The sequence below is a fragment of the Ructibacterium gallinarum genome, from assembly GCF_014982785.1.
GTDB lineage: Bacteria > Bacillota > Clostridia > Monoglobales > Monoglobaceae > Ructibacterium > Ructibacterium gallinarum.
The window spans coordinates 95,113-119,033 of sequence record NZ_JADCKB010000002.1; the positions used below are offsets into that span (position 1 = coordinate 95,113).

Annotated in this window: 19 protein-coding genes, 1 tRNA gene and 1 riboswitch; of the genes, 11 read left to right on the forward strand and 9 right to left on the reverse strand. The window is 48.8% G+C overall.

Translation table 11 applies throughout. The annotated features are described in order from the left end of the window. Positions 1-43 precede the first annotated feature (43 nt). The 4 genes from rseP to INF28_RS01690 all read left to right on the forward strand — a co-directional run bounded on the left by rseP (position 44) and on the right by INF28_RS01690 (position 4,752). A complete protein-coding gene (gene rseP, locus INF28_RS01675; protein ID WP_226391741.1) occupies positions 44-1,078 on the forward strand; it encodes an RIP metalloprotease RseP in 1,035 nt (344 codons plus the stop codon). A 135-nt stretch (positions 1,079-1,213) separates the two neighbouring features. Beyond that, on the forward strand, positions 1,214-2,533 hold the full coding sequence (locus INF28_RS01680) for a phenylacetate--CoA ligase family protein (protein WP_226391742.1): 1,320 nt from the start codon (positions 1,214-1,216) through the stop codon (positions 2,531-2,533). Between the two features lie 18 nt (positions 2,534-2,551). After that, on the forward strand, positions 2,552-3,514 hold the full coding sequence (locus INF28_RS01685) for a glycosyltransferase family 2 protein (protein WP_226391743.1): 963 nt from the start codon (positions 2,552-2,554) through the stop codon (positions 3,512-3,514). After that, positions 3,511-4,752: a hypothetical protein gene (locus tag INF28_RS01690; RefSeq protein WP_226391744.1), complete on the forward strand. Its 1,242-nt coding sequence runs from the start codon at positions 3,511-3,513 to the stop codon at positions 4,750-4,752. Before INF28_RS01685 ends, INF28_RS01690 begins: the two co-directional genes overlap by 4 nt. A gap of 424 nt (positions 4,753-5,176) precedes the next feature. On the opposite strand, the gene INF28_RS01695 is transcribed toward INF28_RS01690, so the two are convergent. The 5 genes from INF28_RS01695 to INF28_RS01715 form a co-directional block, all read right to left on the reverse strand. Next, on the reverse strand, positions 5,177-6,694 hold the full coding sequence (locus tag INF28_RS01695; protein WP_226391745.1) for a carbohydrate-binding domain-containing protein: 1,518 nt from the start codon (positions 6,692-6,694) through the stop codon (positions 5,177-5,179). Positions 6,695-6,948: 254 nt separating this feature from the next. Then, positions 6,949-8,076, reverse strand: coding sequence for a PepSY domain-containing protein (locus INF28_RS01700; RefSeq protein WP_226391746.1), 1,128 nt, complete (start codon positions 8,074-8,076; stop codon positions 6,949-6,951). A 33-nt stretch (positions 8,077-8,109) separates the two neighbouring features. Next, positions 8,110-8,667, reverse strand: a complete 558-nt coding sequence (locus INF28_RS01705; protein WP_226391747.1) for a hypothetical protein — start codon at positions 8,665-8,667, stop codon at positions 8,110-8,112. Continuing rightward, positions 8,657-9,136 (reverse strand): RNA polymerase sigma factor, encoded by a 480-nt coding sequence (locus INF28_RS01710; protein ID WP_226391748.1) that lies wholly within the window; start codon positions 9,134-9,136, stop codon positions 8,657-8,659. The genes INF28_RS01705 and INF28_RS01710 overlap by 11 nt, the downstream gene beginning before the upstream one ends. 168 nt (positions 9,137-9,304) lie before the next feature. Beyond that, positions 9,305-9,380, reverse strand: a tRNA-Thr gene (locus INF28_RS01715). Between the two features lie 360 nt (positions 9,381-9,740). Between INF28_RS01715 and INF28_RS01720 the strand changes: the two genes are divergently transcribed. After that, positions 9,741-10,037, forward strand: coding sequence for a hypothetical protein (locus tag INF28_RS01720; protein ID WP_226391829.1), 297 nt, complete (start codon positions 9,741-9,743; stop codon positions 10,035-10,037). Between the two features lie 37 nt (positions 10,038-10,074). Here INF28_RS01720 and INF28_RS12795 read toward each other — a convergent pair whose 3' ends face one another. After that, positions 10,075-10,206 carry a hypothetical protein gene (locus INF28_RS12795; RefSeq protein WP_264175654.1) on the reverse strand — a complete coding sequence of 44 codons (132 nt, stop codon included), beginning with the start codon at positions 10,204-10,206 and terminating at the stop codon, positions 10,075-10,077. Positions 10,207-10,394: 188 nt separating this feature from the next. On the opposite strand from INF28_RS12795, the gene INF28_RS01725 reads away from it, so the two are divergent. From INF28_RS01725 to INF28_RS01740, 4 genes are all read left to right on the forward strand, one after another. Next, positions 10,395-11,561 carry an ABC transporter ATP-binding protein gene (locus tag INF28_RS01725; protein WP_226391749.1) on the forward strand — a complete coding sequence of 389 codons (1,167 nt, stop codon included), beginning with the start codon at positions 10,395-10,397 and terminating at the stop codon, positions 11,559-11,561. Further along, complete coding sequence (locus INF28_RS01730) at positions 11,536-12,600, forward strand: glycosyltransferase family 2 protein (RefSeq protein ID WP_226391750.1); 1,065 nt, start codon at positions 11,536-11,538, stop codon at positions 12,598-12,600. Before INF28_RS01725 ends, INF28_RS01730 begins: the two co-directional genes overlap by 26 nt. After that, positions 12,594-13,715: a glycosyltransferase family 2 protein gene (locus INF28_RS01735; protein ID WP_226391751.1), complete on the forward strand. Its 1,122-nt coding sequence runs from the start codon at positions 12,594-12,596 to the stop codon at positions 13,713-13,715. The genes INF28_RS01730 and INF28_RS01735 overlap by 7 nt, the downstream gene beginning before the upstream one ends. A gap of 176 nt (positions 13,716-13,891) precedes the next feature. Then, a complete protein-coding gene (locus tag INF28_RS01740; RefSeq protein ID WP_226391752.1) occupies positions 13,892-15,676 on the forward strand; it encodes an ATP-binding protein in 1,785 nt (594 codons plus the stop codon). A 191-nt stretch (positions 15,677-15,867) separates the two neighbouring features. Here the strand turns inward: INF28_RS01740 and mgtE are convergent, their stop codons facing one another. Then, positions 15,868-17,265: a magnesium transporter gene (gene mgtE / locus INF28_RS01745; protein ID WP_226391753.1), complete on the reverse strand. Its 1,398-nt coding sequence runs from the start codon at positions 17,263-17,265 to the stop codon at positions 15,868-15,870. Between the two features lie 57 nt (positions 17,266-17,322). Then, on the reverse strand, positions 17,323-17,490 hold the full coding sequence (locus INF28_RS01750) for a hypothetical protein (RefSeq protein ID WP_226391754.1): 168 nt from the start codon (positions 17,488-17,490) through the stop codon (positions 17,323-17,325). Positions 17,491-17,709: 219 nt separating this feature from the next. Between INF28_RS01750 and INF28_RS01755 the strand changes: the two genes are divergently transcribed. Both INF28_RS01755 and INF28_RS01760 read left to right on the forward strand, forming a co-directional pair. Beyond that, complete coding sequence (locus INF28_RS01755; RefSeq protein WP_226391755.1) at positions 17,710-18,999, forward strand: D-alanyl-D-alanine carboxypeptidase family protein; 1,290 nt, start codon at positions 17,710-17,712, stop codon at positions 18,997-18,999. A gap of 33 nt (positions 19,000-19,032) precedes the next feature. Beyond that, positions 19,033-19,117, forward strand: a riboswitch (Fluoride riboswitch). 67 nt (positions 19,118-19,184) lie between these two features. Then, the gene (locus INF28_RS01760; RefSeq protein ID WP_226391756.1) at positions 19,185-20,360 is read left to right on the forward strand and encodes a cation:proton antiporter domain-containing protein; all 1,176 of its coding nucleotides are present in this window, start codon (positions 19,185-19,187) and stop codon (positions 20,358-20,360) included. Positions 20,361-20,466: 106 nt separating this feature from the next. Here the strand turns inward: INF28_RS01760 and carB are convergent, their stop codons facing one another. Continuing rightward, complete coding sequence (gene carB / locus INF28_RS01765) at positions 20,467-23,694, reverse strand: carbamoyl-phosphate synthase large subunit (protein ID WP_226391757.1); 3,228 nt, start codon at positions 23,692-23,694, stop codon at positions 20,467-20,469. Positions 23,695-23,921 lie beyond the last annotated feature (227 nt).

A 23,921-nucleotide genomic window follows, 5' to 3' on the forward strand; every position in this document is an offset into this window, starting at 1 on the left:
ATAGGCGGAGAAATAAAATTGTGGGCTGAAAGGTTATGAAGTAATGATTCTTACCATTATAGGAGCAATCCTGATTTTTTCTGTAATTATATTTGTCCATGAGCTGGGGCATTTCCTCACTGCCAGGCTGTTTGGGGTAACCGTACACGAGTTTGCCATTGGCATGGGTCCTGCCCTGCTGAAAAAACAGGGCAAACAAACCTTGTATTCCGTCCGGGCCATTCCCATGGGCGGCTACTGCAAAATGGAGGGCGAGGACGAGGACAGCGCGGAACCCGGCGCCTTCAACCGGAAAAAGCCGGTGCCACGAATTGTGATTCTGGCGGCAGGCGCAGGCATGAACTTGATTCTGGGATTTTTGATTGTACTGAGTCTGGTGGCGGTTACCGCTGTTTCTGACGGCGGACTTCCTTCCGTCCGAGTGGAAAATGTCAACCCCCAATCCTCTGCCGCGGAATTTCTGCAGCCGGGGGACAAAATTACCGAAATCAATGGCAAGACCATTCATATTCGCCGGGATCTGAGCTTTGAGCTCTCCCGGACTAGCGGAGCGGAGACCTCCCTTACCCTGGAACGCGACGGAGAAAAAATTACCAAAAGCTTTACCCCTATGGAAATCACCTATGAAGACGGCAGTACCGGATATGTGGTAGGCTTTGACATTGCCATTGACCCGGTTACCCCCTGGGGGATTCTGCATGAAGCCTTTTTCCAGACAGTTTGGATGGTGAAACTGGTATTTGTCTCTTTGGGCATGCTGTTTTCCGGTCAGGCAGGACTGAATGACCTTTCCGGCCCGGTAGGCGTAGTACACGCCATGAACACAGTGGCGCAGAGCGGCTGGTATGATTTCCTGTTCTTTGCCGCATTTTTAGCGGTGAATATTGGAATCATGAACCTGCTTCCTCTGCCCGCACTAGACGGCGGCCGTATCTTTTTTGTGCTGATTGAGCTGATCTTCCGCCGACCGGTTCCCAGAGACAAGGAAGGCTGGATTCATTTTGCGGGTTTTGCCCTGCTGATCCTTCTGATGCTTTATGCCACATGGAACGATATTCTTCGGATTTTTACGCAATAGAAAATGATAAAAACAGCCGCGCGGCCCAAAAAAGCCTGCGCGGCTGTTTGGCGCTATGGCATATTGACAAACGGAAAAAAACATTGTAAAATAAATAGGAAATTTTTTAGAGATTGAAAGAAAGAGTGACGTGTTATGGCAATTTGGAACAAAGAATTTGAAATGATGCCCCGGGAAGCGCTTCAAGACTGGCAAAGCGAGCATCTGCGCAATACGGTAAAGCGGGTTTATGAAAATGTGGCGCCTTACCGGGAAAAAATGGACGCCATTGGCTTGAAACCGGAAGATATACGGGGAATTGAGGATTTATCCCGGCTTCCCTTTACCACCAAGCAGGATCTTCGGGACAATTTCCCCTATGGCTACTTTGCCATTCCCATGGAAGAGGTAACGGAAATCCACGCTTCCTCCGGCACTACCGGAAAACAGACTGTGGTGGGAATGAATAACCATGATGTGGGTATTTGGGCAGAGATTGCCGCCCGCGCCCTTACCGCCTATGGGGTAACCAAAAAATCGATTGTACATACAGCCTATGGCTTCGGCCTGTTCACCGGAGGTTTTGGCGCACATTACGGCGCTTTGAAAATCGGCGCTTGTGCCATTCCAGTCTCCAGCGGCAACTCTCGCCGTCAGATTCAAATTATGAAGGATTTTGGCAGCACCTTCCTGGCCTGTACCCCGTCCTATGCTCTGTCCCTGGCAGAAACTCTGCATGAGATGGGATATACCAAAGACGATATCAAGTTAGAAGGCGGCGCCTTTGGTGCAGAGCCGTGGACGCCCCAGATGCGCCGGGAGCTGGAGGACAAGCTGGGCATTAAGGCCTATGACATCTATGGTCTCAGCGAAATTATGGGCCCCGGGGTTTCCTATGACTGTTATTGCCAAAATGGTATGCATATCAACGAAGATCACTTTATTCCAGAAATTATCGATCCCGATACCGGCGAGGTTCTGCCGCAAGGCAGTGTAGGCGAACTGGTGTTTACTTGTATCACCAAGGAAGCCTTCCCGCTGATCCGGTACCGGACAAGAGATATTACTTCCCTCAATTATGAGCCATGCGCCTGCGGCAGGACCTTTGTCCGCATGAGCAAACCCATGGGCCGCAGTGATGATATGCTGATTATCCGCGGGGTCAATGTGTTCCCCTCTCAGATCGAAGAGGTGCTGATGAACATGGAAGAGACCATGCCCTACTATCAGCTGATTGTGGACCGTAAGGATAACAAGGATACGCTTGACGTACTGGTGGAGGTATCGGAAAAAATCTTTACTGACGAGATTCGGTCTTTGGAAACCATCTCGAAAAAGGTAGAAAGTAACCTGATGACCATTCTGGGCCTGAAGGCACGGGTCAAGCTGGTAGAGCCGAAATCCATTGAAAGAAGCGAGGGCAAAGCCGTCCGTGTCATTGACAAGCGTTCCCTCTATAACCGGAGCGGAAAATAAGCGCCAAAGGAGTATATTATGGATCGAATTACCGTAATTGTTCCCTGCTATAACGAGGAAGCGGTGCTCCCCCTGTTTTATCAGGAAATCGAAAAAATCCGCCTTTCCATGCCACAGGCGGAATTTGAATATCTATTTGTCAATGACGGTTCTTCCGACCGGACGCTGCCTATGCTCCGGGAGATGAGCCAAAAGGACCAGAGAGTGAAATATGTTTCCTTCTCCCGGAATTTTGGCAAGGAATCGGCCATGTACGCCGGCCTGGAAGCGGCAACCGGCGATTATATGGTAATTGTGGACGCTGATTTGCAGGATCCTCTGGAGCTGATTCCCGTGATGTACCAGAAAATTACCACAGGGGAATGTGACTGTGTGGCAGCGCGGCGGGTCACCAGGGAAGGTGAGGCAAAAATCCGATCCTGGTTTGCCCGGATGTTTTATAAACTGATTAACAGGATTTCCAATACCGAAATTGTAGACGGCGCCCGGGACTACCGGATGATGACCCGGCAGATGGTTGCCTCCATCCTTTCCATGACCGAGCGAAACCGGTTCTCCAAGGGGATTTTCAGCTGGGTAGGATTTGACACCCAATGGCTGGAATATAAAAATATTCAGCGCGCCGCCGGGGAGACCAAATGGTCTTTTTGGAAACTGTTTCTCTATTCCATTGACGGAATTGTGGCGTTCTCTACGGTACCCCTTGCCATTGCTTCGGTCGCAGGCGTTCTATTCTGCCTGCTGTCCTTCATCGGAATCATTGTAGTCATCATAAGAGAGCTGATCTGGCAGATGAGCTCTTACGGCTGGCCGTCTCTGGTATGCATTATTCTGCTGGTCAGCGGCATTCAGCTTTTGTGCATTGGAGTGCTGGGACAGTATCTTTCCAAAGCGTATTTAGAATGCAAACGCCGCCCCATTTATATTGTCAAAGAAACCAATACTGGTCTTTACGATCAAAGCAAAGGTGAATCAAAATGAAACACTCCGCTTTACACACATCCAACCAAAAAGACTTTTTTTCCGCAGCAGGGACAGTCATACTGTCCCTGCTTGCTGTTTATGGGATTCTCTGGGCGTTTACCGCCGATTCCCTGTTTGGCTCTGCCACCTATAATTCCTATGTGTTAGAAGCCATGCGCTGGCTGGAAGGGCATCTTGACCTTGGCAGGAACTACGATTACCTGGAAATTGCCCAGTACGGCGGGAAGTATTATGTCAGCTTTCCTCCCATTCCTGCTGTAATTTTATTACCCTTTGCCGCCTTATTCGGGCTCCATACTCCAGATCATTTGATTGCGGTGACCATCGGCATGATTGGCGCACTGTATGCTTTGCGGCTGGCTTTCTCTGCGGGAATGGGCTTCCCGGCGGCTGTACTTTGGACGCTGCTTTTAACCATAGGAAGCAATTTCCTCCACATAGGCTACCGGGCAGATGTGTGGTATTTTGCGCAGACTTGCGCCTTTACCTTTACCATGATGAGCCTTTACTATGCCGCAGAAGGCGGCATAAAAAAAGCCGCGCTTCCCCTCTTCTGCCTTTCGCTGGCAGTGGGGTGCCGGCCGCTCAATATGGTATATCTTCCTTTGGTGCTGTATCTTTTGTTTGTCACCTGCCGGCAAAATGGGGGATTCTTTTCCTGCCTGCGTCGGTTTTGGTGGTATTTGCTGCCACCTCTGCTGGTGGGCGGATTTTTGATGCTTTTAAACTATCTCCGGTTTGATAATGTTTTTGAGTTTGGCCATAACTACCTGCCGGAATTTAGTGAGGAATCCCCCAATGGCCAGTTTTATCTGGGGTACATTCCCCAGAATCTAAAACAAATGTTCCGCCTTCCCCAACTGGAAAACGGCCGCCTGGTCTTTCCCATTTTCAACGGCGCCGCCCTGTGGCTTTTCAGCCCAATTTTCCTGCCCTGGCTTGTTTTTGGAATCTGGGCCGCAGTGAAACATCCCAAACAAAAGATAACCTGGCTTTGCCTGTTGCTTCCGGTTCTGCACCTGCTTCTTTTATGCGCCCATAAAACCCTGGGCGGCTGGCAGTTTGGCAACCGCTATACAGTAGACCTTCTGCCCTGTATCTTCTTTGCGGTGGTATACTGGCAGAAAAACCGGGATCCCAAGCCAGACTCCTGGTATCTTTTCCCTCTGCTGTTTTGGGGAATGGGAATGAATCTGGTAGGAACCATCGCCCTGATGGAACAATGGATTCATTAATGAAAGGACCTCAATTAGAGGTCCTTTCAGACTGTCGAAAAAGTCGTTATACCGCAATCTTCGTCGCGGCAAGCCTGTTGGTTTGCCGCATTTTTTATGAAAATACGGCTTCACGTTATCGGCTGCCACTCCTCTTTCCCGCAAAACCAGCGGTTTTGCGGGAGCCCTGTACCCGAAGGCTCCCCGGGCATTTATGTTGACCGCAAAATTGCTTTTCCTTTCCGCAAAAAAAAGACGCCGGATTCATCGAGAAACCGGCGTCATTGCTTGCTTTTTCCGCAATCGCTCTCTACCGTACCTTTGTACGCCGACGAAAGCGATTACGAAAAATCTAACTTCCTTTTTCAACATCTGTCAGCGTGTCGATACCTTATCGACACGCTGAAAGGACCTCAATTAGAGGTCCTTTTCTCATCTCTTATGCCTATGAACCAGAAACATCGGCACTACATAACGGCTTCATGCTGTCAGCGCTGTTCCAAAGCATTACTTTCACTGTATTTCCACTTTCCGGCTGGAAATGTTCCGGGGCAATGCTGTTCGTTCCCGGAGCCAGCACAGCTTTCTTCCTTTCAAAGTCCACAAGCGTTCCCGTTTCGTCAAAGGCGGCAAACAGCACTTCTGCATTAAAGCCAAAGGGCGCGGAAATACTGGCTGTACCGTTTTCAAAACGGAGACTATACTTTCCGCTGCTGATATTAAAGTATAGATAGCTGGAAATATTGCCTTCGTTATACTCCAAAAGTTCCTTTCCGCTAAAATCCGCTGCTGCCCGAACGCAAGGCTCCGGATACCCGGACAACGTCGGTGCGGGGAAAACTGCCTGCTCTACACCTTGGGCGGTCACAATACCGCCGCTGATTGACAAAGAAGCTTCGCTGTATAGGCCAACGCCTGAAACGCCTTCACCCATGCCGCAGGCAAAGACCTCCCCTGCGGTAATTTCTATCTTCCCTACACTGTAAATACCAACAGCATCGCCGCTGCCTGTTTGGTTTTCCGCCTTTGTGTAAAGGGTTCCTCCGGAAATGCTGACATCTCCGGCTTCGGTATAAATACCACATTGGCCTGCCTCGATATGAATATTACCGCCGCTGATAGAAATATTTCCGCTGGGCAGATCACTGCCTCCATCTGGCTCTGCCATCAAACCAAAAGAATAGGCATCTTTTTTGGCGGTATAGATTTCGACGGTGGTGTCAGCTCCGGAAATGAAAATATTCCCTTTATAATTGGAGATACCGTCACCGGAAAATCCCCGGCAGACAACACTGCCCCCAGCAATGGAAAGGGTACCTTTGGAACATACTATACCATAACTTCCGCCTTCTGTGGTAAGAGAACCGCCGCCAATGGTAAGGTCATTGCTGACAAGAAAACATATTCCCGGATCCTTTGCGTTTGCCTTTATAGCAATGTTTCCGCCCTCCTGGGTAAAATGACCTGTTCTTGTTGCTTCATTGGTGTCTTTGCCCGCCATAACGTTGAAAGGGGAAGGGCCATAACCCGTTATGGCAGTGGTATCCACAATCAGGCTTCCTGTGCCTTTTACCGTTACATCACTGTCATAGAGAAAAACGCCCTGGGTTCCTTTTTCCGTTACGGTGATGGTGTTTTCGCCAATAAGAACCAGATCAATTTTCCCTCTGGCAAACAAGGCCGCCGATGCCCTGTTAGGACTTTGATAGAGGACTCCTTTTACGCTTCCATTAATAGAGGCATTTTCCATGGTAATGACGGCGCTGCCGTCTGTTTCGGGTGTATAGGTAACGGTTCCCTGACCGGCGGTATAAGTGACCTCCTGCTGGGGCGGATTGGTCAGAAAATCAATTCCCGTATCGGTAATATCCCCTGCGGGCTGGGCTGCGTATACCATATGCAGCGAACCAACAGAGAACAAGCAACATAGCAAAAACGCAAATAAAACAATTTTTCCTTTCATAATTCTTCTCCTCGATTTTTTAATTTTCGTTTTTTGCCTTATAACAATAATATGGGGCGTACCAAAGTACACCCCATAAAAACTCCATATACCAGCAAAAAACAACCAAAAGACATATAAAACTCTCTTTTTCACGCATAGTATAAACGATGTGTGCAAAAAAGTCAATGCCTTAAATGAATTTAGTAAAATAAAATCTATGAAAAAGAATTTCTTAACCTTTTCACAAAGGAAAAATTAGGAAAAATTCCGTATTAATCATGGCGGTCCTTATCGTATTTCACAACTTCTCCCGATTGTGCACTGATTTCGTATTCATATTCCTGATTACCGCTGATAAATTCAATTTCATATACCATACGGCCACCATCAAAATCCAGTTTGGTATTCCGGAAGGAGACAGCAGATACAGACAATCCCGCATGATTTAAGGCAATCTGCTTGGCCTCGTCGAGCGTAATTTTTGCAGAAGGGCTGGTGTTGGCAGTCCCTGTGCCAGATTGTCCTGTTTTTTGCGTTTCTTTGTCAAAGGAACGGATTTCTCCCGTCTGGGCATCCACCTCATACTCATATTTTACATTGCCGCATATAAATTCCAGGTCATAAACCAAAACACCGTTTTCACGGTCTGTTTTAGTTTTGACAAAAACAGCGTCCGCCTCCGAAACACCAGCGTGACGGAGTGCAGCGGCTTTTGCCTGTTCTAAGTCTGCAGCGCTGCCGGAAATAGAAGACGGTGTGCTGGACTGTGGCTGCTGGTTATGGTTTGACCCCGTCTGATAGAAGCTGTCTGCGTCGGTAACCAGAGAACCATTCTCCGGGGAAGACAGCGTCACGGTTTCTGTTGCTTCGTTCCAGCCTACGGTTTTATTCATCAGATTACCGATCGCACGCAGAGGCAGATAGGTAGATCCCTCGTAGAGGATAGGATAGACCGTATTGCCGTTGACATCAGTAAAAGTACGTTTGATACCGTCTACTACAATGGTAAAATCATAGCGCAGTTGAACAGAAACATCGGTTTCCCGTGCAGAGGTATCCCGAATACCGCTGACCGTTTCACCATTGCGATTACCGCTGAGGGTCACTGTCAATGTGGACTGATCCCAGTTTACATTTTTGTTCATCAGTTCGCCAATTGCGCGCAGAGGCAGGTAGGTTGTCCCCTGATAAACAATGGGATGCACCTCGTTGCCGTCTGCATTGTAAAAGTCGCGTTCTGTCCCATCAATAATTATAGTAAACTGGGGCGAGAGCTGTGCGGTAACCGTGTCATAGGCCTGCTCAGCAAGAGCGCATTTCCCAGCTGTAAAAATGACAGCCATCAGAAGCACGGCAAGCAGTCCTGCAAATACTTTTGTTTCTTTTCGTTTTAATATCATAGTTTAAACCTCCTTAGATTATATGTTAATAATTTAATATCTATCTACATCAGTAATGGTGATTTCACCGGTACGGGAATTCATTTCGGCTTCAAATTCGTATCCCGGCAGTTTTGCTTCATATTCAATCATATAATAGCTTTTGCGAAGAGGGCCTTTCATTTCCAGGTCACGGTCCTCCTCTTTAACATAGACTGTATCTATGCTGGCATTTGGAATAGAATAATTGGCAGCTGCGTGCTGATATATATACTCTTTTACCGCCTGCTCCGCTTGCTGGTTGTCATATTTCATATTACGGTTGGCGCTGCTGATAGAAATGCCATAAACTGCCGCAATCGTCACACAGCCTACTACCACACAGGAAAGGACGGAAATAACCGCTGTTTTTACGAAAGTAGCGGTATTCCATTTTTTCCGGGCACGTAAAACATCCTGGTCTTCCGCCGGCGTAAGTTCAATCCGGGTGTGTTCTTTGAACAGCTCTTCGCTTACCGCTTTGGCCCGTTCAATTTCGGCTTCTACAAAAGCTTTTTCTTCCGGGGTGCACGCATTTGCCAGATATTTCTGGTACAATATTTTAAAATCCATAATTGACCTCCAAAATTTCTTTCAGTTTTTTCCGGGCTCTGTAAAGCGCAACCTTAACAGCCGCAGGGCTTTTGTTTGTAATAACGGCAATTTCAGAAATGCGCATTTCGTTAAAATAAAATAACGTGATCACTTCCTGATATTCCGGCTGCAGCAGTTCTACCGCACGGTATAAGGAACGGTATTTTTCCTGTACAATTACCCTGTCAGCAATGTCGGTTTCATCCTGCAGGTCTGCCTTTAGTTCTGTTTTGTTCTTGTTGCGGCGCAGGAAATCAATAAAAGCGTTTTTGCATACGCGGAAAAGCCAGAACTTAAATCTTTCTTCGGTATCCTGATAGGAGACCAGCGCCTTATAAAAAGATTCACTCACTATGTCTTCCGCCAGATGATAATTACCGCACAGGGAATATACATAAAGCAATGCACCGTGATAATGCTTTTTATATAGTTCATCTGTAATATCCATTGGTTCACCTCTTTGGTATAAAAAATCCCTGTTTGGCCAAAGGCGCAGTAAGAAAAAGCAGGTTTAATTATTCTCTCTGTATTATACAACGTTTGAAAAGGAAAAAGGTTACAAGCTTATAAAAAATTTTTGCAAAAAAAATCGGAACAAGCAAAACTTGTTCCGATGTGGAGCTACCGATCCGATTCGAACGGACGACCTGCTCATTACGAGTGAGCTGCTCTACCTGCTGAGCCACGGTAGCAAAACCATTTATAGATACCAAAAAAGTATAGCATAACTTTTTCGGCTTGTCAAGTGCTGGCTTTAAAAAATGTAAGGCGCGGATTCTCCGCGCCTCAGACTGTCGAAAAAGTCGTTATACCGCAAGCGAGATGATAAAAGCAAAATGCGCTTCCTTTTCATAAACTTTATGTTGTCGTATAAAATGACGCCGGATTCATTGAGAAACCGGCGTCATTGCTTGCTTTTCCCGCAATCGCTCTCTACCGTACCTTTGTACGCCGACGAAAGCAATTGCGGAAAATCTAACTTCCTTTTTCAACATCTGTCAGCGTGTCGATAAAGTATCGACACGCTGAGGCGCGGATTCTCCGCGCCTTATGTGTGCCGGCTTTTCAGCCGCAGCCATGCGTTAGCAGCAGCCGCAGTTGTTGTTGCAGCCACAGTCGTTGTTGTTACCGCCGCAGCAGCAGCAAATCAAGATGATCAGAATGATGATCCAAAGGCAGCTATCACCGCCGAAACCATTACCAAAACAGCACATACTTACACCTCCTTGTTTTTTTATTTTCTATCCTTCCCTTTACGGGAATGTCCGTCCCAGATGGGACAGATGAAACAGCTCCGCTCTCGGCAAAACACGGCGGAGCAGATGATGCAGCAAGGTGTACCTGACTGACGCAGCTGCAAAACGTTTATGTAGGCCCTATTTGCTGTCAGTCACAGCAGCAGCCGTTTAAATTACAGGTATCTCCGCAGCCACAGCTGTTACCTCCGCAGCAGCAGCAAATCAGTAAAATTACAATCAGGATCCAAATTCCAGATCCTCCACATCCGTTTCCAAACATAATGTTTTGCACCTCCTATTTAGTGTTCACTTTATCATATGTGAAACGGTATTTTTGGTTACAAGACAAAAGAAAATTTTTTAAAAAGTTTTTTGCCTTCTGATTTCCCGCCTCTTCTTGCAAAGGAAAAATGGGTGTGCTATAATATTTTACAAAAACCGGATTTCACCGGACAGGAGGGACGGGAGATGAAATATCAGATCGAGGTATGCGGGCTGACCAAATATTACCGTCTTTATCACGGCAAAGGAAATCCTCTGTGCAGAAAAATATATAAAACCGCGCTGGATAACGTCAGTTTCACGGCAGTTTCCGGAGAAACCATAGGGATTATCGGAAAAAACGGATCAGGAAAGTCAACCCTGCTGAAAATTCTCAGCGGTATCACAGCGCCGGCATCGGGAAAGGTGCGAATCCAAGGCAGAGTGCACGCTCTGCTGGAATTGGGCGCGGGGTTTCATCCGGAATATACGGGAATCCAGAACATATACTTAAATGGGAGCATTCACGGCGTTTCCAAACAGGAAACCAAGGCCAAGCTGCCAGAAATTCTGGAATTTGCAGGAATTGGCGACTATGCAAAAGAGCCTGTCAGAACCTATTCTGACGGCATGTTTGTGCGCCTGGCCTTTGCGGCCGCCGCCTGTATCCGGCCGGATGTGTTAATTGTAGACGAAGCCTTGGCAGTGGGAGACTTTATGTTTCAGGCCAAATGCTTTCGCAAAATGGAAGAGCTGAAAAAGCAGGGCGTTACCATTTTGTATGTTACCCATGATATTGACAGTGTCAGAAAGCTTTGCAGCCGGGCGATTTGGCTGGAAGAGGGAAGGCTGATGCTGGATGGCGAGGTAGGTCCGGTAACCTCCGCATATATGGAGGCCGCAGTGACCGGGGGACTTGGCGAAAAGGGGCTTGTGCCTTTGCGGCGGTTTGGAACCCAGCCCGGTGCGGTGCAGGAGGTCAAGACCGGCCGGCAGTGGCAGTGGGGGAAACCGGTTACCATATCCGTCACGGTACAGGTGCCCAGTTGTGCGGATCCCAACAATACGGCGGTTTCTCTTGCAGTTCGGAGCCGAGAAGGCCTTGATTTGATGGTGCTTTCCTCTTGGGATTGGGGACTGCGCATGACGCCTGGCGAAAAACAGACGGCGGTATTTACATTTGTTAACTGCTTTGCTCCCGGCAAGTATGTCCTTTCGGCAGGACTGGAACGGCGGGACACCTTGCCCATTTCCTATTATGATTATTATGAAGGGAGCGCCTGGGTGGAATCGGTATCGGAACAGAATTGGTTTGGGCTTTTCCGTCCTCAGGCAGAAATTGAAATCAATGGAAAAGAAAAAAACAAATATTAGTCTTTTGGCTGCGGCTAAGGTGCGGCAAAGCGGACTTTTCCTTTCCGTCAAAAGAGGCGTTCAGGAGCTGGGACAGCTGCGGCCGGTAAAAAAAGAGGTTTCTCCCATGCCAAAGGCGCAGCGGCCACTGACAGTGTCGGTCATTATCTGCACCAGCGGCCGATGGAAAGGACTTAGGGATGCCGCCGCATCTGCCCTCAAAGAAAACAGCGGCGGCGAGGTGCTGGTAGTTTGGAACCGCCCGGACGGGGATCCGGAAGCTTTACTTCCGTCCGGAGTGCGGTGGGTACGGGAGAGCAAACCAGGCCTTTCCTTTGCCCGTAACCGTGGCGCGGCCTGTGCAAAGGGAGAATTTTTGCTCTATATGGATGATGACGCCGTGGCAGGCACAGACTTTGCGTCCCAAATCAAAGATGCTTTCTTGCGCCGACCAAAGGCGGCTGTGATTGGCGGGCAGATTTATCTGCCTCTGCCATCCCCTGTGCCCGAAGTAGTTTTACCAGGACATGAAGGACTTTGGAGCGCTTATACCGTGCCGTTTCGGCAGTACCGCACCGTACATGAACAATACGCCTTCCCCTATGGCGCCTGTTTTGCGGTTCGCAGCAGTGCACTGCATGCAGTGGGAGGCTTTCCCGAGAATTACGGCCGAGTAGGAACAGGCTTTGAGGGCGGCGAAGAAACAGCGCTATGTTTTCTTATGCGGCAAAGAGGCTGGGAAATCGGCGTACAACCCTCCGCCTGGGTAGAGCACCGGGTAGATCCACGGCGTTTTACCCGGGAACACGTAAAAAATACACTGCGCGCCGGTATCTTTACCACCTTCCGCCTTTGCAGGGACGGCTATGCACCCTGGAACTGGGACAGCGCCTATTTGAAAAAACGGATGCTGCTTGCCGCGCAGGAATTGAGCCGCCTGCGCCGAAAAGGAACGGAGATGGAATGTTTTTATAAAAAATGTGAACGGGATGCTTTTGCAGAATTATGGCTGGCTGTTTCCAATAAAAATACAGCGGCGGAAGGGAGCGCTTTATGCTGAACCAAATTTTGTGCCATCTTGCTCCCCATTTTGGATCCCTGCCTGCCCAAAAAATCTACAGAAACTGTGAACCGGGCCTGGTTTCGGTGGTGCTTCCCGTATACAACGGCGAAAAATATCTAAAAGAAGCAGTGGAATCGGTTTTGGCACAAACCTATCCCCGCTGGGAGCTGATTATTGTAAACGATGGCTCTGTCGATACCTCCCCTTCCATTGCAGAGCAGTATGCCGCAAAAGAAAAACGGATTTCTGTGATCCATCAAGAAAACCAAAAACTGCCCCGGGCACTGAACCGGGGATTTTCTAAGGCAAGAGGGGAATATTTTACCTGGATTAGTGCAGACAACCGGATGCTTCCAAACTGTCTTGCTGTTCTGACAGAAGAGCTTCGGCGGCGGCCGAAGGTTGATATGGTATATGCCAATATGCGGCTGATTGACCAAGAAGGCAGGTTATTGACCGGGCATGGCTGGTTTCCGTTCCCGCCCGGAAGCGCCAATGTGTATCTGCCGGTTTCAACGGCGCTTTTAAATACGGTCCCCAACAACACCATCGGGGCCGCGTTTTTATACCGGGGCAGTGTAGATACCGTGCTGGGCGGGTATTCCCCCCGGCAGTTTCTGCTGGAGGATTATGATTATTTTATGCGGCTGAACAGTCTGTTTTGTATTCGCCATACCCGGGAAAAAACACCTTTATATGAATACCGTTTTCATGATGATTCGCTGACGGCTCACGACGCGGAGCTTGGCATTACATCATCCCGTCCCAAGCTGATGGAATTTGACCGCTTCCGCCGGAATTTTTATCGGCTTCCTTTATGGGTCAAAACCAGAGCTTTGAGGCCCGCGCTTTCTGCTGCCCTGCGCCGGGCAGAAATTTTCCCTGTGGGAAAAGATGCGGTAAATGGCCGGATTTTCTGCCTGGCAGAGAAAGCGGAAAAGCCCTATAACACAGACATGCCCGTGTATGTTTTAGAAGGACAAAATCCGTATTTTTTAAAGCTTCCCGGCGGCGTTCAAGTTCATCTTGCAACAGCCGGAGATTTGGCACGGTTTCTGCGGCGGCGGGCGGCCTGCGACCTTTTATGGCAGGAGGAATTAAAACAATTTTAAAAAAACATTTCAAATTTATTGCAAAAAGTTTAAAATTTTACTTTACCTAATGGAAATTCCATGGTATAATAAAAAGAACAAGGTAAGACAGAAAAATAATACAACGATCTTGCTTTGCTGCGCCAAAATGCACCTGAGACAAAAGACAGGTGTGTCACAGGGGAGGTGTACGCGGCGTGCTGAAACAGCTTTATTGGCGGCTAACCGGGATTGTTATTTTGACCGTGCTGGCTGCTGTCCTGATTGCCGGAATGATTCTGTTTTTTGGCGTAACCGCATTTTATACTTCCCAGTTTCAAGAAGATATGCATTCTGTGGCAGAAAGCGATCTGCCCCAATCCATTCAGCGGATATTAACTTCCCAGCAGGAGGACACCGTGACCGCTTCCCAGGCAGAAGCGGCAGTGAACGCTTTTGCGGGCAAGCTGGGACTTGACGAAAACAGATCCTGCTTTATCCTCAGCGCCCGGGATGCCAGCGTGATCACTCCTGCGGACATGCGTCCGGCATCCATGACCGTAACCCCGAATTTGTCAGCGGCAATGCGTGCGGCAAAGGGGGACAGTGTGTCCTTGTTTGGGGATTATTTGGATTACGCTTTATTTATCCGAAACGGAAGTACTGAAGCAGATGGATATATTTTGTACATACGTGACAACAAAACCGAATTTCATCAGCTGATACGGCAAATGCTGTTCTGTCTGCTTTGGGCAATGCTTGCCGCGCTTTTGTTGTCAGCCGCCGCCGGGCTTTTGGTTACCCGGCATATGGCTTCGCCGCTGCGTCAGCTGACACTGCGGGCGGAGCGGTTTGCCAGCGGTGATTTTGAACCAGCTCTTGAAAAGGTGCCCGCCGGAGAGATGGGTGAGCTGGTACGGGCATTTAATCACATGGGTACCGTGATGAACAAAAGCCTGCAGCAAATAAATGCTGAAAAGCATAAAATAGAAGTCATTTTAGAGCATATTAATAACGGTATTATCGCTTTTGACACGGATCAGAACATGATCCATATCAATCCTGCGGCACAGCGGATGTTTGAGATCAAAGATCCTTCCCAGCTTCGGTTTGACCGGTTTTTCCGGTCCATTGGCGCAGGCGTCTGTATGGCTGAATTTTTGTATCTGGAACGTTCCAAAACTGAGGAGCGGGATCTTCTTGTTGGAAACAATCATATTCGGGCAAGTTTTCTGCCTTTTAAAATTGATAATGATAAAACCGCCGGAATTGTCTGTGTTTTTGAAGATGTTACCGAACAGTTTAACCTGGAGGCAGCCCGTCAGAAATTTGTGGCAGAGGTTTCTCATGAATTGAAAACTCCGTTAACCACCATAAGGACCTATACCGAAACCTTGCTCAATGGGTATCTGGATGATAAAAAGACCGCTGTCAGCTTGTTAAATACTGTGCAGACCGAAACAGATAAAATGACGGCTCTGGTGCAAAACCTGCTGATTTTGTCACGGTTTGATATGCAGCGGATGGATATTCGCAAAAGCCTGTTTTCCATTGACGATATGCTGCGCCGGCTGGAAAATATGTTCCGTCTGGAGGCAGAGAAGAAAGGCTTAGAACTAACCTATAACCGTACCACTGAAATCCCGGCGATTTATGCCGATCAGGATCAGATAGAGAGAGCGGTCAAGAATATCATTTCAAACTCCATCAAATATTGTGCCAAAGGCGATAAGATTCAGATTTTTGCCGGCAGTCTTTATAACAACGTTTATATTAAGGTGGAAGACAGCGGTAAGGGCATTCCAAAGGCGGATTTAGACCATGTGTTTGAGCGGTTTTACCGGGTGGACAAAGCCCGGAGCCGGGACAAGGGCGGTACCGGACTGGGGCTTTCCATTGCCAAGGAGATCATCGAAAGCCATGGCGGAACCATACAGATCGAAAGCGAATTCGGCCGGTTTACCAGGGTGACGATCAATTTGCCCATGGCAAAAGAAAATTAACTTGTTTCTCAAATCCTTTAAAATATATGTAAGAAAAACGACGGCTTTTTTGCCGTCGCTTTTCTTTTTGTCCCACAATTGACGCCTTTCAAAGCAGAAAAATTGCTTCCCTTACAGTCATAAAAAATAGAACGCATTTGCCCTTTCTATGAAAAAAGGAACAGGGCAAAGCCCCATTCCTTCTATCCCTTTTACAGATGCAAAAGTGCCATAGCAATATTGAAAAACAGGAAAACCGAGCAGGTATCCAAAATGGTGGTCAGAAGCGGCGATGCCATCAACGCCGGATCCATCTTACACTTTTTGGCTGCCATGGGCAGAATACAGCCCAGGCATTTTGCCAAAACCACTGTGCCAATCAGGCTCAGTCCCGACACTGTGGCAAGCTGCATCAGTGTCATATGGGAAAGCACCTCCTGATTCCCCTGATACATCAGGAAAACCCGCAAACCGTTGACTACCGCAAGAACAATCCCCACCAAAATTGCTACCCGAAATTCTTTAAACAACACCCGGAAGAAATCCTTAAACCGGATCTCATCAAGAGCAAGCCCTCGAATGATCATAGTGGAACTCTGGGAACCACAGTTTCCCCCCGTATCCATCAACATGGGCACAAAAGCCACCAATATGGGAATGGTCACAAAGGCTTCTTCATAATGCTGAATTATACTCCCTGTCAGGGTGGCCGATAACATCAAAAACAACAGCCAGAATATACGGTTTTTGGCATGCCGCCATACCGGTGTTTTTAAATAAGTCTCCTCACTGGGGATTACGGCGCCCATTTTGGAAATATCTTCTGTGTTCTCTTTCTGCAAAACATCGATCGCGTCGTCTACGGTAACAATCCCCACCAGACGCTCTTCCCGGTCTACCACCGGAATGGCCAAAAACCCGTATTTGTCAAACATCCGGGCCACATCTTCCTGGTCGTCCAAGGTCCTTACATAAATAATATTTGTCTCCATAATATCGTCAATAACCTGATCCGATTCCGCAAGGAGCAGATCCTTCACCGATACCAGCCCGATCAGCTTCCGGTTCTGGTCTGTCACATAGCAGGTATAGATGGTTTCCTTATCCACCCCGGTTTTCCGAATCCGGTCAAAAGACTGAGCCACCGTCATATGCTTTTTCAGATCCACATATTCGATGGTCATAATGCTTCCGGCACTGTCTTTGGGATACTGCAAAAGCTGATTGATGCTCTTGCGGGTTTCTGGATCGGTATAACGCAAAATCCTTTTCACCACACTGGCCGGCATTTCCTCAATCAGATCCACCGCATCATCCACATACAGCTCGTCCAATACCTCTTTTAATTCCGTGTCACTAAACGCCGAAATCAAAAACTCCTGCTGGTCATTGTCCATTTCCACAAAGACCTCTGCCGCCGCCTCTTTGGGCAGCAGCCGGAACAGAAGCGGAAGATCCGTCTCCTCCACCTCCGCAAAAATCAACGCAATATCTGCCGGGTTTAAAATGTCCAGAATCGCCCGCAGACTTCCAAACTTTTTTTCATGCAGCAGCGCTACCAGCTGGTCCCGCAGTTCGTCGCGGCCCAGCTCAATCAAATTCTTTTCCATTTTTGTTTACCTCCTTTGGCAGTTTTAAGTACCGTAAGGGGGAAAACCTGACTTATCTCACATGGCCGTCAAACCGTGTCGGCGGCCGCCGCTACTTCGCCCGTCAGATTTTTTCCCGCCGTCACCGTTCATCTCCATGTGCTCACCATCCTTATCTTTTCCATTGTATGCCGAAACCATTCCGGCACCATTTTTTATTTTAGCACAGCCATTCCCGTTTTGCAAGGAAAAAACTGTCCTAATTTTGCCCTTGTTCAAAAAAAATTTACATTTTCCCAAATCCTCCGTTTTCTGCAGGAAAAACGGTGTTTTTTTCCTCCTCTTTTTCCTGTTTTTCCCCTTTTCCTCTTGACAAATTGACCAAAAGGGTTTAAAATATCGAATTGTTACAAAATTGTTACAAACAGTTTGCAGACAAATTACAACAAAGGAGTGCGTGATGTTTTGAAGTTTTGCAGAAAATTGATTCCCGTAGTTTTGGTTTTGGGAATTCTTTTGAATATGGGCTATGGATATGCGCTGAGCATCTCTGCGCGGGGCGGCTTTGTTTTAAACGCCGACACCTGTCAGGAAGTATACAGCTATCAAGGCGATACCCCTATGGTGCCTGCCAGCATGACCAAAGTCATGTCCGTCTACGTGATTTATGACGCCATGGCAAAGGGGCAGATCAGCAAAGACACCATGATTCCTGTGGGTTCGTCACTGGCAGCCTTTTCCAGAGATCCGGGATATTCCAACGTGATTTTGAGCGCCGGCGCCAGCTATAGCTTGGATGAAATGCTGGGCGCGATTTTTGTGGTATCTGCCAATGCGGCGGTCATGGCAGTGGGCGATTATCTCTACGGCAGTGAGTCCGCCTTTGTAGACCGCATGAACCAGTTTGTTGCCGATTGGGGTATTGACGCCTATTTTGCAGATTGCACTGGCATATCCTCCCGCAACCGGGTGACCCCGCGGGCCATGGCAACCATTGCCAACCGCCTGATCAGCGACTATCCTGACTGTCTGAACTATTCCGGCATGACCTATCTTAATTTCAGAGGCCAGACCTATTACGCCACCAACAAAATGCTTCCCGGTCGCGCCTATGCCTATGACGGCACCCTGGGGCTGAAAACTGGAACCACTTCTGCCGCAGGCGCTTGCTTTACCGGTGTGGTGGAACGAAACGGAGTGCGGCTGATCTCGGTTATTATGGGCGCGCCTTATGCTGACGGCCGCTATACCGACAGCATTGCCATGCTGGATTATGCCTTTTCCCAACCGGCCGCCCAGGCTCAGCCGGAGATAGAACCAGAGCCCGAAAAACCGGAAGTTCTGCGCAATATTACAAATACCGGAACACTTGCGGACGCCAATGTTTATATCAACGACCTGCCCATTGCGGATTTTATCTGCACGGACAACCCTGCTCTCACTCTGATTCGGGTGGAAGACTTAAGGGAAAACGGCTTTGAGGTGACCTATGAACCGGACACCAATACCTTGGTGGTAGTGAACGCGCCGGAAAAATTACTGACCGGCCATGATCCCTCTCAGTTCCCCGCTGTCCTTTCGGTGAGCGGCTATAAAGCGGTTAACGTTCTTTTGAAACAGACCCAAGAGGATCTTGGGGTCTATGCGGCGGCGGTCTATGACGCGGACGGTCAGGCTGCCATTGATGTCAGTGAACTTTCCTATCTTGGCTGGGTTCTTCAAAAAGATGGCAAAGCAACTGTGGTAACCCGGTAAAAAGACTTGCAAAAAACATTGCTTTATGCTAAAATATTGGTTGGGAATGAAGTTCTCCCGCGGCAATGCCGAAACCGCTTGTTGTATTCGACTTCAGGCTGATGACTTCTGCAATCATACATTGCAGAAGCATCGGCTTTTTTTATGGAAAAACCTGCTTTCTGCAAAGAAGAAAGGGTGTTTTTATGTTACTTAGTCTTGCTCTCATTTTTCTCTGCGGCATCTTACTGGGAAGCCTTTTTCAGCGGCTGCGCCTGCCCGCCCTGCTTGGCATGCTTTTGACCGGCATTTTGCTGGGGCCGCAAGTTCTGAATCTGCTTAGCCCCGATATACTTGGCATTTCCGCCGACCTGCGGCAGATTGCTCTGATTATCATTCTCACCCGGGCCGGGCTGAACCTTGACCTTGCGGATTTAAAAAAAGTAGGGCGGCCTGCCCTGCTCATGTGCTTTCTTCCCGCCAGTATCGAAATGATCGGAATGATTCTGCTGGCACCGCCCCTCTTGGGAATGTCCTATTTAGACGCCGCCATTGCCGGCGCGGTGGTGGCCGCCGTCTCCCCTGCCGTGGTGGTGCCCAAAATGCTCCGCTTGATGGAACAGGGTCTGGGGGTTAAAAAAGGAATTCCTCAACTCATCATGGCCGGCGCCTCGGTGGATGACATTTTTGTAATTGTTCTTTTTACTTCCTTTACCAGCATCGCCGCGGGGGATGGGTTTTCACCCTTGACCCTGCTGCGGATTCCATCCTCGGTGGTTCTGGGGTTGCTGGGAGGGCTCCTCTGCGGCCTGATTTTAGCAGAAGTCTTCCGGCGGCTTCACATCCGGGACAGCCTGAAGGTAATTCTTATTTTAAGTATTTCTTTCCTTCTGGTTACGCTGGAGCATGCCCTGACCGGGGTCATTGGTTTTTCCGGACTGCTGGCGGTGATGGGGCTGGGGGCTGTTCTGCGCCGGCAACGGCGGGAGGCAGCTGTGCGGCTGTCTCTTAAATATTCCAAGCTATGGGTTGCCGCCGAGCTTCTTTTATTTGTGCTGGTAGGCGCAGCTGTAGATATCCGATATGCTTTTTCCATGGGCGCATCCGTGATTTTGCTGATTTTCGGCGTACTGCTGTTTCGCATGGCAGGGGTATTCCTCTGCCTGATCAAAACCGCCCTGACCAAAAAGGAACGGCTGTTCTGCATGCTGGCCTATACCCCAAAAGCCACGGTGCAGGCCGCCATTGGTTCGATTCCCCTTGCCATGGGGCTCTCCTGTGGAAATACGGTTTTAACCATTGCGGTACTCGCGATCTTGATTACCGCCCCCTTGGGCGCCTTTGCGATTGATATGACCTGCCAAAAATTGCTTTCTTCATAAAAAATGTGCCGGCATAAAACCGGCACATTTCTGTGCAAAAAGCCGGAACGCTGGTTCCGGCTTTTTTCTCATTATTATGATAACATTACCCTGACGGGTTAGAACATTATTTTTCGGTAATCTCGCTGTGGAAGGCCTGCAGGGATTTCACATCCAGCTTGCCAGACTTCTTCACCGCTTTGATTCCCTCTACCGCCGCCTGCGCCGCCGCCATGGTGGTCATATGCGGGATCCGGTTCTTGATGGCGGCCTTTCTGATATAGCTGTCATCATCTGCACCTTTCTTACCCACCGGCGTATTGATGATAAAGTCTATCTCATGATTGGTTATCTTATCCACAATATTGGGTCGTCCCTCACGGATTTTTGCCACCCGCTCCACCGGGATGCCGGCAGACCGAATCAGGTTATAGGTGCCCTCGGTTGCCATCAGTTTAAAGCCGCAGTCATAAAAGCCTTTTGCCACTTCCACCGCCTGAGGCTTGTCCATATCGCTGACACTGATCAGCACTGTGCCTGACAACGGTAACTGAGTCGTTTTAGTGGCTTCCTGCGCTTTATAGAATGCTTCGCCAAAGTTGGATGCAATGCCCAGCACCTCGCCGGTGGACCGCATTTCCGGTCCCAGCAGCGGGTCAACCTCCGGGAACATATTAAAGGGGAATACCGCTTCTTTCACGCCGTAATGGGAGAACTTCTTCTCCTTTAGCTCCGGCACCGGGGATTTTCTTCCGGTCAGGTGTCCTGTCATGATATCGGTTGCCAGTTTTACCATATTGATGCCGCAGACCTTGGATACCAGCGGCACGGTACGGGACGCCCGGGGATTTGCTTCCAAAACATAAACCTTACCGTCCTCAATGGCATACTGCATATTCATCAGGCCTACCACATTCATTTCGGTGGCAATCCGGCGGGTGTAATCCTTAATCGTTTCGATCTGCTCGTGTGTCAGGCTCTTGGGCGGGATCACGCAGGCAGAGTCGCCCGAATGTACCCCGGCAAGCTCAATATGTTCCATCACGGACGGCACAAACACATTCTCTCCGTCACTGATGGCGTCTGCTTCACACTCGGTGGCATTGTGCAGGAACCGGTCAATCAAAATCGGCCGATCCGGCGTAACACCAACCGCTTCTTTCATATAATAGATCATGGCGTCGCTGTCATATACCACTTCCATGCCTCGGCCGCCCAGCACATAGGACGGACGAACCATGACCGGATAACCGATCCGGTCCGCAATGGCCAGCGCGTCATCGGTGGTAACCGCCATGCCCGATTCCGGCATGGGAATGCCAAGCTTATCCATCATGGCACGGAACCGATCCCGATCCTCCGCCATGTCAATGGTCTCCGGCGTGGTACCCAGAATATTGACACCCGCCTTTTTCAGCGATGCCGCCAGGTTCAACGGCGTCTGGCCGCCGAACTGGGCGATGACACCCACCGGCTTTTCCTTTCCGTGAATGCTCAGCACGTCCTCTAAGGTCAGCGGCTCAAAATACAGACGGTCAGAGGTGTCATAGTCTGTGGATACCGTCTCCGGGTTACAGTTTACAATAATGGTTTCAAAACCCAGCTCTTTCAGCGCTTTGGCCGCATGGACACAGCAGTAGTCAAATTCAATACCCTGCCCGATCCGGTTGGGGCCGCCGCCCAGGATCATGATTTTGGGCTTGCCGGTCACCGGTTCTTTGCAGTCTTCCTTGATATTATAGCTGGAATAGTAGTATGCCGCATCCTGGGTTCCGCTGACGTGTACACCTTCCCATTTTTCAACAATGCCCGCTTCGGTGCGTGCTTTTCGAATTTCTTCCTCCGTCACACCTAAAAGCTGGCTCAAATATTTATCCGAAAAACCGTCCTGTTTGGCCTGCCGCAGTACATCAACAGGCGGAATCTTTCCTGCATAGGAAAGCAGGGCTTCTTCTTCCTCTACCAACTCTTTCATCTGCTCAATAAAATAGTGCTTTACTTTGGTGCGCTCAAAAATCTCGTCGGCAGTCGCTCCCTTGCGCAGAGCCTCATACATGATAAAATGCCGCTCACTGCTGGGGGTTACCAGCATGTCAAGAAGTTCTTCCTTGGTTTTCTCTTTAAAATCTTTGGCGCCGCCCAGACCGTATCTGCCGATCTCCAAACTGCGGATCGCCTTTTGAAACGCCTCTTTATAGGTTTTGCCAATGCTCATGACTTCGCCCACGGCTTTCATCTGGGTTCCCAGCTTGTCCTGTGCCCCCTTAAATTTCTCAAAGGCCCAGCGGGCAAATTTGATTACCACATAATCGCCGGAGGGTACGTATTTATCTAAGGTTCCGTACTTGCCGCAGGGGATCTCATCAAGGGTCAGCCCGCTTGCCAGCATGGCCGATACCAACGCAATGGGGAACCCTGTCGCTTTGGACGCAAGTGCGGAAGAACGTGAGGTTCTGGGGTTGATTTCAATCACAATAATCCGGTCGGTCACTGGGTCATGGGCAAACTGTACATTGGTGCCGCCGATTACTTCTATGGCTTCTACAATTTTATATGCCTGCTCCTGTAATTTCTTCTGCGTTTCCTCTGAAATGGTCAGCATCGGCGCACTGCAGAAAGAATCGCCCGTGTGTATCCCCAAAGGATCAATATTTTCGATAAAGCAGACAGTGATCATATTGTTCTTGGCATCTCGAACCACTTCAAGTTCCAGTTCTTCCCAGCCCAAAATGGATTCTTCTACCAATACCTGCCCCACCAGACTGGCCTGCAGGCCTCTGGCACAGACGGTCTTGAGTTCTTCCATGTTATATACCAGTCCGCCGCCGGCGCCGCCCATGGTATACGCCGGGCGCAGCACCACCGGATATCCCAGCTTGTCCGCAATGGCAAGAGCTTCCTCTACCGAATACGCCACCTCACTGCGTGCCATCTCGATTCCCAGCTGGTTCATGGTATGCTTAAATTCAATTCTGTCCTCGCCCCGCTCTATGGCGTCTACCTGTACGCCGATCACCTTGACGTTGTATTTATCCAAAACGCCTGCTGTCTGGAGCTCACTGCAAAGATTCAGTCCCGACTGCCCGCCCAAATTCGGCAACAGGGCATCCGGCCGTTCCTTCTCTATAATCTGCTCCAGCCGCTCCACATTCAAAGGTTCAATATACGTTACATCCGCTGTTTCCGGATCCGTCATAATGGTTGCCGGATTGGAGTTTACCAGCACGATCTCATACCCCAGCTTCTTCAGCGCCTTACACGCCTGCGTCCCGGAGTAGTCAAACTCACACGCCTGACCGATAATAATCGGTCCGGAACCAATAATCAGCACCTTATGAATGTCTTCTCTTTTCATACGCTACCTCACTTCTTCCTTAGATTTTGAATACACCATTTTTACAATTATACCACAAATTTTATCAGAATCAAGGGGCTTTTTTCAGTTTTTGTAAATATTGTAGAGCTATACAGTATTAAAAACCTTCTAAAACCTTTGTTTCGGCAATCTGACAAATTTCTTTTTTTCTCCTGCCCTTTTGCGCTTTTTTCTTCCAGGTTGTTACATTTTTGTTATTTTCCTCG